10 protein-coding genes are annotated in these 12,585 nt (G+C 68.9%); 9 read left to right on the forward strand and 1 reads right to left on the reverse strand.

Features of this window, described 5'->3' with window-relative positions; genetic code table 11:
* Nucleotides 1–129: 129 nt before the first annotated feature.
* The 5 genes from hasR (at nt 130) to HMPREF3014_RS04390 (ending at nt 8,208) form a co-directional block, all read left to right on the forward strand.
* On the forward strand, nt 130–2,805 hold the full coding sequence (hasR, locus tag HMPREF3014_RS04370) for a heme uptake receptor HasR (RefSeq protein ID WP_004345215.1): 2,676 nt from the start codon (nt 130–132) through the stop codon (nt 2,803–2,805).
* A gap of 85 nt (nt 2,806–2,890) precedes the next feature.
* Nucleotides 2,891–3,508, forward strand: a complete 618-nt coding sequence (gene hasA / locus HMPREF3014_RS04375; RefSeq protein ID WP_003091842.1) for a heme acquisition protein HasA — start codon at nt 2,891–2,893, stop codon at nt 3,506–3,508.
* Nucleotides 3,509–3,725: 217 nt separating this feature from the next.
* Nucleotides 3,726–5,528 carry a type I secretion system permease/ATPase gene (locus tag HMPREF3014_RS04380; RefSeq protein ID WP_070743337.1) on the forward strand — a complete coding sequence of 601 codons (1,803 nt, stop codon included), beginning with the start codon at nt 3,726–3,728 and terminating at the stop codon, nt 5,526–5,528.
* Nucleotides 5,525–6,856: an HlyD family type I secretion periplasmic adaptor subunit gene (locus HMPREF3014_RS04385; protein WP_023087123.1), complete on the forward strand. Its 1,332-nt coding sequence runs from the start codon at nt 5,525–5,527 to the stop codon at nt 6,854–6,856. Before HMPREF3014_RS04380 ends, HMPREF3014_RS04385 begins: the two co-directional genes overlap by 4 nt.
* Entirely contained in the window at nt 6,853–8,208 is a 1,356-nt protein-coding gene (locus HMPREF3014_RS04390; protein ID WP_023087124.1) for a TolC family outer membrane protein, read from the forward strand. The genes HMPREF3014_RS04385 and HMPREF3014_RS04390 overlap by 4 nt, the downstream gene beginning before the upstream one ends.
* Here HMPREF3014_RS04390 and HMPREF3014_RS04395 read toward each other — a convergent pair.
* Nucleotides 8,201–8,488 carry a DUF3509 domain-containing protein gene (locus HMPREF3014_RS04395; protein WP_003091839.1) on the reverse strand — a complete coding sequence of 96 codons (288 nt, stop codon included), beginning with the start codon at nt 8,486–8,488 and terminating at the stop codon, nt 8,201–8,203. The genes HMPREF3014_RS04390 and HMPREF3014_RS04395 overlap by 8 nt on opposite strands.
* Before the next feature lie 174 nt (nt 8,489–8,662).
* Between HMPREF3014_RS04395 and HMPREF3014_RS04400 the strand changes: the two genes are divergently transcribed.
* The 4 genes from HMPREF3014_RS04400 to HMPREF3014_RS04415 all read left to right on the forward strand — a co-directional run bounded on the left by HMPREF3014_RS04400 (nt 8,663) and on the right by HMPREF3014_RS04415 (nt 12,538).
* Nucleotides 8,663–9,148, forward strand: a complete 486-nt coding sequence (locus HMPREF3014_RS04400; RefSeq protein ID WP_003091838.1) for a phosphate-starvation-inducible protein PsiE — start codon at nt 8,663–8,665, stop codon at nt 9,146–9,148.
* Nucleotides 9,149–9,260: 112 nt separating this feature from the next.
* On the forward strand, nt 9,261–10,232 hold the full coding sequence (locus tag HMPREF3014_RS04405) for an HlyD family secretion protein (RefSeq protein WP_023087125.1): 972 nt from the start codon (nt 9,261–9,263) through the stop codon (nt 10,230–10,232).
* Nucleotides 10,233–10,235: 3 nt separating this feature from the next.
* Complete coding sequence (locus HMPREF3014_RS04410; protein WP_003130238.1) at nt 10,236–11,408, forward strand: ABC transporter permease; 1,173 nt, start codon at nt 10,236–10,238, stop codon at nt 11,406–11,408.
* Nucleotides 11,405–12,538 (forward strand): ABC transporter permease, encoded by a 1,134-nt coding sequence (locus HMPREF3014_RS04415; RefSeq protein WP_003098675.1) that lies wholly within the window; start codon nt 11,405–11,407, stop codon nt 12,536–12,538. The genes HMPREF3014_RS04410 and HMPREF3014_RS04415 overlap by 4 nt, the downstream gene beginning before the upstream one ends.
* Nucleotides 12,539–12,585 lie beyond the last annotated feature (47 nt).

Consider the following 12,585-nt stretch of genomic DNA (forward strand, 5'->3'; position numbering starts at 1 on the left):
GCATTTTCGAGCCGTGGATCCCGCCGGCGAAAAATTTTCTCGATTTCCGTTACTGACTTTCCCTGCCTCCATCGTTCTCTTAACGAGACTGATTCTTATTACACAAAACGATGGAGTGTAGGCGCTGTCATGAAACATCGTGGATGGAGTGCCGTGCGAGGCGGTCGCAAGGGGGCGCAACTGGCCCTGGGGCTGGGCCTGGTCCTGCTGGGAACGGCCGCGCTACCGCTGCATGCGCAAGACGGGGCGGACTCGGCGAGCCAGCAGCAGACCGCGCTGCGCCGGGTCCGGCTGGACATCCCGGCACAACCGCTGAACCGCGCCCTGCTGCGATTCGCCGAGCAGGCCGGGGTCCAGGTGTTCTTCGACAGCCAGCGTTTCGCCGGTCTCGGCAGCGCGGCGGTGCACGGCGAATACTTGCTGGCCGACGGCCTGAGCCAGATGCTCCAGGGCAGCCCGGTGGAATACCGCTTCTCCGGCAAGGACCAATTGAGCCTGATCCGCGTCAGCCAGGACGACCTGGTGCAGATGTCGCCCTCGGTGATCTCCGCCGCGCGTCCGGACGACTGGGTCTACCAGACGCCGCATTCGGTCAGCGTGATCGGCCGCGAGCAGATCGAGCGCAACCCGCCGCGGCATGCCGCCGACATGCTCGAGGAAACCCCCGGGGTGTACTCCTCGGTGAGCCAGCAGGACCCCGGCCTGTCGGTGAACATCCGTGGCATCCAGGACTACGGGCGGGTCAACATGTCGGTCGACGGCATGCGCCAGAACTACCAGCAGAGCGGCCACCAGCAGCGCAACGGGACGCTCTACGTCGATCCCGAGCTGCTCAGCGAGGTGGTCATCGACAAGGGCGCCAGCTCGGCCATGGGCGGCGCCGGGGTGATCGGCGGGATCGCCAACTTCCGCACCCTGGAGGCCCGCGACCTGGTCAGGCCGGGCAAGCAGGTCGGTGGCCGGGTGCGCCTCACCAGCGGCCTGGGCGGCGACGCCAATGGCACCCACTTCATCGGCAGCGCGGCCTTCGCCATCGGCACCGAGGTCTGGGACATGCTGGTCGCCGCCAGCGAGCGCCACCTGGGCGACTACGACCCGGGGACCAAGGGCAGCATTGGCGAGCTGCGCACCGGCGCCTGGTTCAATCCCGAGGCCGGGCAGCGGGTCAAGCATTCGCCGGTGGCCTACTCCGGCTATGTGATGCGCTCGCGACTGGCCAAGCTTGGCGTCGCCCTGCCGCAGGACCAGCGCCTGCAGTTCAGCTACCTGACCACCCAGGTGTCCTACGACGACGCCAACATGCTCAACACCGAGAACCAGGCGCTCTGGGAAAAGCTCGGCAGCAGCGACGTGCGTGCGCAGAACTTCGCCATCGACTACGGCTACGCGCCGGACAACCCGTTGGTGGACTTCAAGGCCAAGCTCTACTACGTCGACAACCGCAACCGCCAGCAGACCCTGCAACGCGGTATCACCCCCGGCTACTCGATCACCTACCAGACCGACACCTACGGCGCGCAGGCGCAGAACACCTCGACCTTCGCTCTCGACGATCTCTCCACGCTGCGCGCCAACTATGGCCTGGAGTTCTTCTACGACAAGGTGCGGCCGGACTCCAGCCAGCCGCGGGCGAGCACCTCGGCGGTCGGCTTCCCTGCGGCCGAAGGCATGACCCCCAAGGGCGACCGCGCCCTCGGTAGCCTGTTCGCCCGTCTCGACTACGACTACGACGACTGGCTCAACCTCAACGCCGGGCTGCGTTACGACCGCTACCGCCTGCGCGGCGACACCGGCTTCAACGCGCGCACCTTCATCCTTGGCACCACCCGGCAGACCGACATGCCGCTGCAATACGCCGTCGACCGCGAGGAGGGGCGCTTCTCGCCGACCTTCGGCCTGTCGGTCAAGCCCGGTGTCGACTGGTTGCAGCTGTTCGCCACCTACGGCAAGGGCTGGCGCCCGCCGGCAGTGACCGAGAGCCTGATCACCGGCCGCCCCCACGGCGGCGGCGCGGAAAACATGTACCCCAACCCGTTCCTCAGTCCGGAGCGCTCGAAGGCCTGGGAAGTCGGCTTCAACGTGCTGAAGGAGAACCTCTGGTTCAGCGACGACCGCCTGGGCCTGAAGGTCGCCTACTTCGACACCCGGGTCGACGACTTCATCTTCATGGGCATGGGCATGCAGCCGCCGGGCTACGGCATGGCCGGGATCGGCAACAGCGCCTACGTCAACAACCTCGACAGCACGCGCTTCCGTGGCGTCGAGTACCAGCTCGACTACGATGCCGGGCTGGCCTACGGGCAGCTCTCCTACACGCACATGATCGGCAGCAACGACTTCTGTTCGAAGACCGCCTGGCTCGGTGGCGTCACCCAGACGGTGAAGGGCAGCGGTCGCCGCCCGCCGGTGATCGACATGCGGCCGGACGAGCAGGCCAACGCCGCCACCCATTGCAGCGCGGTGCTCGGCTCCGCCGAACACATGCCGATGGACCGCGGCTCGCTGACCCTGGGCATGCGCTTCTTCGACCGCAGGCTGGACGTCGGCGCCCGTGCCCGCTACAGCGAAGGCTACTCGGTGGCTGGCGGCGCCACGGTGTCGCAGGCCGGCGTGTACCCGGCGGACTGGAAGGAATACACCGTCTACGACCTGTACGGCAGCTACCGGGTGAGCGATGAACTGACCCTGCGCCTGGCCATGGAGAACGTCACCGACCGCGCCTACCTGGTGCCGCTGGGCGACGTGCTGGCCTTCACCCTCGGTCGCGGGCGGACCCTGCAAGGCACCCTCGAATACCAGTTCTGACCCCCGTTTTGCCCAGTGAAGGGCAAAACCGGAGCGGGCATCCGTGCGCTCCGGCATTCACCACTCGTTGAATTGGAGTTTTGGCATGAGCATTTCGATTTCCTACAGCACCACCTACAGCGGCTGGACCGTAGCGGATTACCTGGCGGACTGGTCGGCCTACTTCGGCGACGTCAACCATCGTCCGGGCCAGGTGGTGGACGGCAGCAATACCGGCGGCTTCAACCCCGGTCCGTTCGACGGCAGCCAGTACGCGCTGAAGAGCACCGCCAGCGACGCGGCCTTCATCGCCGGCGGCGACCTCCACTACACCCTGTTCAGCAACCCCAGCCACACCCTGTGGGGCAAGCTGGACAGCATCGCCCTCGGCGACACCCTGACCGGCGGCGCCTCCAGCGGTGGCTACGCCCTGGACAGCCAGGAGGTGAGCTTCAGCAACCTGGGCCTGGATTCGCCGATCGCCCAGGGCCGCGACGGCACCGTGCACAAGGTGGTCTACGGCCTGATGAGCGGTGACAGCAGCGCCCTGCAGGGGCAGATCGACGCGCTGCTGAAAGCGGTCGACCCGAGCCTGTCGATCAACTCCACCTTCGACCAGTTGGCCGCGGCCGGCGTCGCCCATGCCACCCCGGCTGCGGCAGCGGCGGAAATCGGCGTGGTCGGCGTGCAGGAACTGCCGCACGACCTGGCCCTGGCGGCCTGAGCAACTGTCCACGATAGCGTTCGTGGACTGCTTGCGCTAAAGGCCGGAGAGGAGTTGGCGCTCCTCTCCGGCGCGCGAACCGCCGTCGCTGCGCCTCGCACCCGTGGCGACGGCGGCCCCCGGATTGTTCCTCCGCCGGCCGTGCCCGGCAAGCGGAGACTGCCGCAATGTCCTCCGGGCCCGCTCGCGGCCCGGACACCCACAGGACCCGACTCCGATGAAGCTCCGGCCGGCCTCGCCGCGCAATGAAATCCTCGCCACCCTCGGCCGCTTCCGCCCGGCGCTGCGCAGCGTCGCGCTGTTCACCGCGGTGATCAACCTGCTGATGCTGGCGCCGTCGCTGTACATGCTGCAGGTCTACGACCGGGTACTCGGCTCCGGCAACCACATGACCCTGCTGATGCTGACCCTCATGGTGCTCGGCCTCTACCTGCTGCTCGGCGCCCTGGAGTGGGTGCGCAGCCTGGTGGTGATCCGCCTCGGCGGCCAGCTCGACATGCAACTCAACCAGCGCATCTACGACGCCTCGTTCCGCGCCAGCCTGGAGCGCGGCGAGCAGGCCGTCGGGCAGGCGCTGAACGACCTGACCAGCCTGCGCCAGTTCCTCACCGGCAACGCCCTGTTCGCCTTCTTCGACGCGCCCTGGTTCCCGCTCTACCTGCTGGTGATCTTCCTCTTCAGTCCCTGGCTCGGCCTGCTTGCCCTGGTTGGGGCGCTGCTGCTGGTGCTGCTTGCCTGGGTCAACGAAAGCCGCTCGCGCGAACCGCTGGCCGAGGCCGGGCAACTGTCGATCCTCGCCACCCAGCAGGCCTCGGCCAACCTGCGCCAGGCGGAAACCCTGGCGGCAATGGGCATGTTGCCGGCCATGCGCGCGCGCTGGTTCGCCCAGCACCAGGCCTTCCTTGCCCGGCAGAACCTCGGCAGCGAGCGCAGTGCGGCGATCGGCGCGACCTCCAAGGGCGTGCGCCTGGCCTTGCAGTCGCTGGTGCTCGGCCTCGGCGCCTGGCTGGCGGTGGAGGGACGCATCACCCCGGGGATGATGATCGCCGGCTCGATCCTGATGGGCCGCGTGCTCAGCCCCATCGACCAGTTGATCGCGGTCTGGCGCCAGTGGAGCGGCGCGCGGCAGGCCTACCAGCGACTGGCGCGGCTGCTCGAGGAGAATCCGCCGGCTGCCCTGGGCATGCCGCTGCCGGCGCCGCGCGGCGCGTTGCGCGTCGAGCGGCTCTGCGCGGCCGCGCCGGGACGCGAGCAGGCATTGTTGCAGGACCTCGGTTTCGCCCTGGAGCCTGGCGAAGCGCTCGGCGTGATCGGGCCGTCCGGTTCCGGCAAGTCGACCCTGGCGCGCTTGCTGGTGGGCGCCTGGCAGCCGCTGTCCGGCGCGGTGCGCCTGGACGGCGCCGACCTGCGGCAGTGGAGCGCGGCGGCACTGGGGCCGCACATCGGCTACCTGGCCCAGGACGTGCAACTGTTCGCCGGCAGCATCGCCGAGAACATCGCGCGCTTCGCCGAGGTGGATGCCGAGAAGGTGGTGGCGGCAGCGCGCCTGGCCGGCGTACACGACCTGGTGCTGCGCCTGCCGCAGGGCTACGACACGCGCCTTGGCGACGGCGGCGCCGGTCTCTCCGGCGGCCAGCGCCAGCGCATCGGCCTGGCCCGCGCGCTGTACGGGCGACCGGCGCTGATCGTGCTCGACGAACCCAATGCCAGTCTCGACGAGGCGGGTGAGGCGGCCCTGGCCGAGGCCATCGCGGCGATGCGCCGGCAGGGCAGCAGCCTGGTGCTGGTCACCCACAAGCCGGCAGTGCTGGCGCTGACCGACAAGCTGTTGTTGCTGCATGGCGGGCGCCTGCAGCGTTTCGGCGCGACCGCCGAGGTGCTCGCCAGCGCCTCGCCGCCGGCCGCTGCGGCCCCGGCCCCGGCCCCGGCGCCGACACGGCCGACGCCGGCGTTCGGTTTCGGCTACCGGCCGGGACCGGGCATGCCGGTCGGCGGTGTGCCGGGAGGAGCGGCGCGATGAGCGGGCAGGCGCGGTTGCGCGAAGTCGGCGCCGGCGGCGCGGCGCTGGAACTGGACGAGAAGCGTTTTTCCCGGCTCGGCTGGGGGCTGGTGCTGCTCGGCTTCGTCGGCTTTCTCCTGTGGGCCGGGTTGGCCCCGCTGGACAAGGGCGTCGGGGTCTCCGGCACGGTGATGGTGGCCGGTAGCCGCAAGGCCGTGCAGCACCCTACCGGCGGCCTGGTCAGGCACATCCGCGTGCACGAAGGCGAGCGGGTGGAGGCAGGACAGGTGCTGCTGGAGATGGACGCTACCCAGGCCCGGGCCCAGGCCGATGGCCTGTTCGCCCAGTACGTGGCGGCGCTGGCGAGTCTGGCGCGGCTGAGCGCCGAGCGCGATGAAAAGGCGCGGATCGAGTTTCCCGCCGAGCTGCTGGCGCTGGACGACCCGCGCCTGCCGACCCTGCTGGAACAGCAGCGGCAGTTGCACGACAGCCGTCGGCGGGCGCTGCGCCTGGAACTCGATGGTCTCGCCGAGACGGTCGCCGGCAGCCAGGCGCAACTGGACGGCCTGCAAGCCGCGCTGCGCAGCAAGGAGCAGCAGCGCGCCGCCCTCGAGGAACAGTTGCGCGGCCTGCGCCAACTGGCCAGCGAGGGCTACGTGCCGCGCAACCGCCTGCTCGACAGCGAGCGCCTGCTGGCCCAGGTCAACGGCGAGATCGCCGGCGACCTCGGCAGCCTCGGCAGTACCCGCCGGCAGATCCTCGAACTGCGCCTGCGCATGGCCCAGCGGCGGGAGAAGTTCCAGGAAGAGGTGCGCGCCAGCCTGGCCGACGCCCAGGTGCGCGCCGAGGAGTTGCGCAATCGCCTGGCCAGCGCGCGCTTCGACCTGGCCAACAGCGAGGTACGGGCGCCGGTCGCCGGCCTGGTGGTCGGCCAGGAAGTGTTCACCGAGGGCGGCGTGATCGCGCCCGGCCAGCAACTGATGGAAATCCTCCCGGAGCGCCAGCCGCTGCTGGTGGACGCTCGGCTGCCGGTGGAGATGGTCGACAAGGTCCGCGTCGGCCTGCCGGTGGAGCTGATGTTCAGCGCCTTCAACCAGAGCACTACGCCGCGGGTGGAGGGCGAAGTGACCCTGGTCTCGGCCGACCGCCTGCTGGACGAGCGCAGCGAGGCGCCGTACTACCGGGTGCGCATCCGCGTAGGCGAGGAGGGCGTACGTCGCCTGGCCGGCCTGGAGATCCGCCCGGGGATGCCGGTGGAGGCCTTCGTTCGCAGCGGCGAGCGCTCGCTGTTGAACTACCTGTTCAAGCCGCTGGCCGACCGTACCCACCTGGCGCTGGGGGAAGAATGAATCGCCTGCGAGCCTGCCTGCTGTCCTCCGCGCTGCTTTCGGCCTCTTCGGCCCAGGCGCTGGGCCTGCTGGACGCCTACCAACTGGCGGTGCGCCACGACCCGACCTTCCAGGCGGCGCTCCACGAGCGCCGCGCCGGCAGCGAAAACCGCGCCATCGGCCGTGCCGGCCTGCTGCCGAGCCTGCGCTACGACTACAACAAGGCGCGCAACGACTCCACCGTCAGCCAGGGCGACGCCCGCGTCGAGCGCGACTATCGCAGCTACGCCTCGACCCTCAGCCTGGAGCAGCCGCTGTTCGACTACGAGGCCTACGCGCGCTACCGCCAGGGCGAGGCCCAGGCGCTGTTCGCCGACGAACAGTTCCGCGGGCGCAGCCAGGAACTGGCGGTGCGCCTGTTCGCCGCCTACAGCGAAACCCTGTTCGCCCGCGAGCAGGTGGTCCTGGCCGAAGCCCAGCGGCGCGCCCTGGAAACCCAGCTGGCGTTCAACCAGCGTGCCTTCGAGGAAGGCGAGGGCACCCGCACCGACCTGCTGGAGACCCGCGCCCGGCTGAGCCTGACCCGCGCCGAGGAGATCGCCGCCAGCGATCGCGCGGCGGCGGCGCGGCGTACGCTGGAGGCGATGCTCGGGCAGGCACTGGAGGATCGCGAACTGGCCGCGCCCATCGAGCGCTTCCCGGCGCTGCGCCTGCAACCGGCGACCTTCGAAGGCTGGCGCCAGGTGGCCCTGCAACGCAGCGCCGAGCTGGGCGCCCAGCGCCATGCGCTGGAGGCGGCAGCCTACGAGGTGGAGCGCAATCGTGCCGGCCACTTGCCCAGGCTCAGCCTCTACGCCAGCAGCAGCAAGACGCACTCGGCTTCGGAAAGCACCTACGAGCAGAAATACGACACCGACAGTGTCGGCCTGCGTCTCAGCCTGCCGCTGTTCGAGGGCGGGCGGGTGTCGGCGGCGACCCGCCAGGCCGGCGACAAGTACGCTCAGGCCCAGGCCGAGCTGGATGCCCAGGTGGCCAGTGTGATCAATGACCTGCACAGCCAGTTCGACCTGACCGCCAGCAGCCTGGCCAAGGTGCGTGCCTATGAGATGGCGGTGGCGGCGGCGCGCGAACAGGTGACGGCGACGCGGCGCAGCGTCGCCGGCGGGGAGCGGGTCAATCGCGACGTGCTGGACGCCGAACAGCAGTTCTACGGCGCCCGCCGCGACCTGGCGGAAGCGCGCTACGCCTACCTCAACGCCTGGCTGCGCCTGCGCCAGTTGGCGGGGATGCTGGAAGACCGCGACCTGGCGGTGCTGGCCGCCTATTTCGGCGCCGGCGAAGGACGCGCGCAGGTCGCCGCTGCCATCAGATAGCTATCGGCCAGCGTGCCTTGCCTTGGGTCATCGCCTGCAACAGTTGCGGCGCGCTGGTGCCGTTTTCGATGGCGATGCCGAAACGGATGCTCTCGATCATCCGCTGCAACTGCTCCAGGTCATGCAGTTGCGCCGGTCGGATCAGGCGCTTGGCGGCGACCCCGCGTTCGTTGGAGAGGGTGAGGACGATGCTGCCGTCCGGCCGCTCCAGGCTGAGGTTGACCCGGTACTCGGCCTGGAAGGCCTCGGTGAGGAGCTGGAAAGGGCTGCTGTCGGTCATGGCGGACCACCTGAATGCTGTCGTGCTGGTTGGGACTGGGTGCCGCCCGGAAAGTTCTTTGTCACCGCCGGGCTGTACCCTGCGCCGACGTGCGGACGTCTATCTGCGCACGTGCCTTGGCCTGGGCCTTGCACGCTTCGGGCCAGGTGGCCGTCGTCTTTGTCGGGAGAAGCTATGAAACAGAATTGGGCCGAGCGCCTGCGCGCAAGTATGCACCACCAGGCGGAGAGCCTCGGCAACCTGCTGGTGGAGGCCTTCCACTACCTGGCCCTGTTCGCCATCGGCGCCACGGTGTTCTGGGCGGCGGGCGCGGCCTTCCTGGGGATGGTGAACAAGGGGCATGCGTCGATCGACGACATCCTCCTGCTGTTCATCTACCTCGAGCTGGGCGCGATGGTCGGTATCTACTTCAAGACCAACCACATGCCGGTACGCTTCCTGATCTACGTGGCGATGACCGCGCTGACCCGCCTGATGATCGCCGACATCCAGCACAACCATACGCCGGACGATGGCATCATCCTGGTCTCGGTGGCGTTGCTCCTGCTGGCGCTGGCGATCCTGGTGGTGCGCTTCGCCTCGGCGCGCTTCCCTTCGGCGAAGTCCGACGGCGCCGCCGCGCGGCGGGTGGCGAGCGAGGACGCCGAAGGGGAAGCCTGATTCGTCGCCGCGCCGGAGCCGGTCTCCGGCGCGCTTCCGCCCGGCGCGCCGGCCAGCGCAACGGCCTGGCAATGTACTACCATCGCCCGGTCGTGTTCAGGAAGCCTGCCCCATGAAGGGATGGAAACTCTTTACCCCGTTGCTGATCCTCGCGATCGTCGCCATCACCCTCTACCTGCGCCTGCACAATCCGCCCCTGCTGTTGCAGGGCGAGGCGGACGCCACCAACGTCATCGTTTCCTCCAAGGCCAAGGGCCGGGTCCAGGTGCTGCACGTGCGGCGCGGCGACGAGGTGAAGCAGGGCGACCTGCTGATCAGCCTCGACAGCCCCGAGCTGGAAGCCCAGCTCGATGCCCTGCACGCGGCGCGCAACCAGGCCCAGGCGCAGCTCGACGAGTCGCTCCACGGTACCCGCGAGGAGAACATCCGCGCGCTCAAGGCCAGCCTGGCACAGGCCGAGGCCGAGTTGCGCAACGCCGAGTCGGATTTCCAGCGCAACCAGCAGATGGTCGAGCGCGGCTTCCTCTCGCGGACCCAGTTCGACCTCTCGCGGCGTGAGCGCGATGTCGCCCGCGACCGCGTCGCCGAGGCGCGGGCCAATCTCGACGAAGGCCTCAAGGGCGACCGCGAGGAGCGCCGCCAGGCGTTGCAGGCCGCGGTGCGCCGGGCCGACGCGCAGATCGCCGAGCTACAGGCGCAGATCGACGACCTGCAGGTGCGCGCGCCGGTCAACGGCGAGGTCGGGCCGATCCCCGCCGAACAGGGCGAACTGATCAACGCCTACAGTCCGCTGCTGACGCTGGTGCGGCTGGACGACAGCTACTTCGTCTTCAACCTGCGCGAGGACATCCTGGCCAAGGTGCGCAAGGGCGACCGCATCGTCATGCAGGTGCCCGGCCTGGGCGGCGCCGAGGTCGAGACCGAGCTGCGCTACATCGCCCCGCTGGGCGATTTCTCGACCAGGCGCGCGACCCGCGCCACCGGCGATTTCGACCTGAAGACCTTCGAGACCCGCTTCTACCCGTTGCAGCCGACACCCGGCCTGCGCCCGGGCATGAGCGCGCTGTGGCGCTGGACGAACTGAGCGATGGCGTGGGCCGCGCTGAAGCGCAACGCCAGCCGTTTCGTCCAGGCGTTCAACACCGAGACGCGGATCGCCTGCCGCAGCTGGACCATCCACTGGCTCGGCTGGTGCTGGCCGCTGCTGCTGTTCGGCGTGATCAGCGGCGTCTACCAGGCCGGTACCCTGCTGGACATGCCGCTGGCGGTGGTCGACAAGGACCATAGCCAGCTGTCGCGCAAGCTGATCCGCGACCTCGACGCGACCTCCCACGCCCAGGTGATCACCGTTCCCGCCGGCGTCCAGGAGGGGCTCGACGCGATCCGTCGGGCCGATGCCTACGCCTTGCTCTACATCCCGCCGGACTTCGAGGCCGACGTGCTCGGCGGGCGCGCGCCGAAGGCCGAGCTGTACTACAACGCGCTGCTGTATTCGGCCGGCTACGCCGCCACCCAGGACTTCTCGGCGCTGGTCGCCAGCCTCAACGGCGAATTGCGTCCGCGCCTGGCCGCCGGGATGCCGGCGGCGCTGCCGCACCTGGCGAGCATCAGCGTGTCCTACGACAGCCTGTTCAATGCCAGCGGCAACTACATCTATTACCAGCAGTTCGCCGCCATCGTGCACCTGCTACAGCTGTTCGTGATCGTCACCATGGTCCATGTGCTGGCCCGCGAGGCGCCGGAACTGCGCGCCTCCTCGCCGCACATCCTGCGGGCCAAGGCCCTCGGCGTACGCCTGGTGGGCAAACTGGCGCCCTACACGCTGCTGTTCACCGCGCTGCTGATGCTGGAAATCTTCCTGCTGGTGGCGTTCTCCGGCGCGCGCATCAACGGCAGCCCGCTGGCGATGCTGATGATCACGCTGTTCTACGTGATCGCCGCGCAGAGCGTCGGGTTGGTGCTGTTCGTCTTCACCGCCAACCGCTTCACCGCCTATTCGCTGGTGGGCATGCTGATCGGCGTCGCCCAGACCTACTCGGGAGTGCTGATCCCGGAACTGGCGATGCCGACCCTGGCGCGGGTGATCGCCGAGGCCGAGCCGCTGACCCACACCCTGCACGGCCTGTTCGACCAGTTCCTGCGCCAGGCGCCGCCCAGTTCGGCGCTCTACACCTGCGCCAAGCTGGCGCTGTACCCGCTGATCGCCTACATGATCGCCAAGATGCGCCTGCGCAGCCGCCTGGACCTGAGCCCGATATGAAGAACTACCTGCAGATCCTCCGGGAAACCCTGAAGGCCATGCTGTCCAAGCCGATGTGGCTGATGGTCGTGGCCTCGGTGTGCATCACCTCGCTGCCGTACATGAACCACACCGCCCTCGACCTGCCGGTGGCGGTGGTCGACGAGGATCACAGCGACGTGTCGCGCGAGCTGGTCCGGCTGCTCGATTCGGCGCCGAAGGTCGCCGTGGTCGGCTACGACAGCCTGCCGCAGGCCAAGCGCGACCTGGCCTGGCGCGAGCTGTACGCGATCATCGTGATCCCGCTGAACTTCGAGAAGCGCCTGCTGCGCGGCGAGGCGCTGGTGATCCCGTACTTCGGCGATGCCACCAACCGCATGGCCAACGGCCAGATCCAGCAGGACATCTCGGCGGTCTACAGCGCGCTGACCAACCGCTACAACGCTGCCCTGCTGGAACGCGAAGGCTTCACCGCGACCCAGGCGCAGGTGGTGCTGAGCCCGCTGGTTGGGCAATTGACCGACCTGTTCAACCCCGGCATCAGCTTCGCCGCCATCGTCCTTCCGGGGTTGCTGTCGCTGATCCTGCAACACAGCCTGCTGCTCGGCTGCACCCGCGGCAACATCATGCTGCGCGGCGGCACCCCGCGCTACATGCGCCAGCCGCTGTCGACCCGCTTCGGCCGCTACAGCGCGCAACTGCTGATCTGGACCGTGCTGGCGATGCTCTTCTACGTGATCTGGCCGCACCTGCTGGGCTATCGCCAGTCGGCCTCGTTCTTCATGCTGCTGGGGATCGTCCTGCCGTTCCTGATCGCGGTGATCGCCCTCAGCGAGTTCATCGCCGAGCTGCTGCCCACCGAGGAATCGGTGTACCTGACCATGACCTTCATCACCCTGCCGCTGTTCTACATGGCCGGCTACAGCTGGCCGGAACAGGCCATGCCGGACTGGGTACGCTGGCTGGCCGACGCGATCCCCTCGACCTGGGCGATCCGCGCCATCGCCGAGATGAACCAGATGGACCTGCCGCTGCGCGAAGTCAGCGACCATGCCCTGGTGCTGCTGGGCATGGCCGCCACCTATGCGTTGCTGGGTACGCTGCTGTACCAGTACCGCAACTGGCGCTGGGACAACGTCAAGGGTTGGTGAAGCGGCGCAAGGCCGGCCATACTCGGCTGGCGTTCGCACAGGGATAT

The sequence above is a fragment of the Pseudomonas sp. HMSC065H01 genome, assembly GCF_001815235.1.
Classification (GTDB): domain Bacteria; phylum Pseudomonadota; class Gammaproteobacteria; order Pseudomonadales; family Pseudomonadaceae; genus Pseudomonas; species Pseudomonas aeruginosa.

Excerpts from the sequence above, each read along its gene's own strand:
- hasR (WP_004345215.1), top strand. The coding sequence starts at position 130 with ATGAAACATCGTGGATGGAGTGCCGTGCGAGGCGGTCGCAAGGGGGCG.
- hasA (WP_003091842.1), top strand. The coding sequence starts at position 2,891 with ATGAGCATTTCGATTTCCTACAGCACCACCTACAGCGGCTGGACCGTA.
- HMPREF3014_RS04380 (WP_070743337.1), top strand. The coding sequence starts at position 3,726 with ATGAAGCTCCGGCCGGCCTCGCCGCGCAATGAAATCCTCGCCACCCTC.
- HMPREF3014_RS04385 (WP_023087123.1), top strand. The coding sequence starts at position 5,525 with ATGAGCGGGCAGGCGCGGTTGCGCGAAGTCGGCGCCGGCGGCGCGGCG.
- HMPREF3014_RS04390 (WP_023087124.1), top strand. The coding sequence starts at position 6,853 with ATGAATCGCCTGCGAGCCTGCCTGCTGTCCTCCGCGCTGCTTTCGGCC.
- HMPREF3014_RS04395 (WP_003091839.1), bottom strand. The coding sequence starts at position 8,488 with ATGACCGACAGCAGCCCTTTCCAGCTCCTCACCGAGGCCTTCCAGGCC.
- HMPREF3014_RS04400 (WP_003091838.1), top strand. The coding sequence starts at position 8,663 with ATGAAACAGAATTGGGCCGAGCGCCTGCGCGCAAGTATGCACCACCAG.
- HMPREF3014_RS04405 (WP_023087125.1), top strand. The coding sequence starts at position 9,261 with ATGAAGGGATGGAAACTCTTTACCCCGTTGCTGATCCTCGCGATCGTC.
- HMPREF3014_RS04410 (WP_003130238.1), top strand. The coding sequence starts at position 10,236 with ATGGCGTGGGCCGCGCTGAAGCGCAACGCCAGCCGTTTCGTCCAGGCG.
- HMPREF3014_RS04415 (WP_003098675.1), top strand. The coding sequence starts at position 11,405 with ATGAAGAACTACCTGCAGATCCTCCGGGAAACCCTGAAGGCCATGCTG.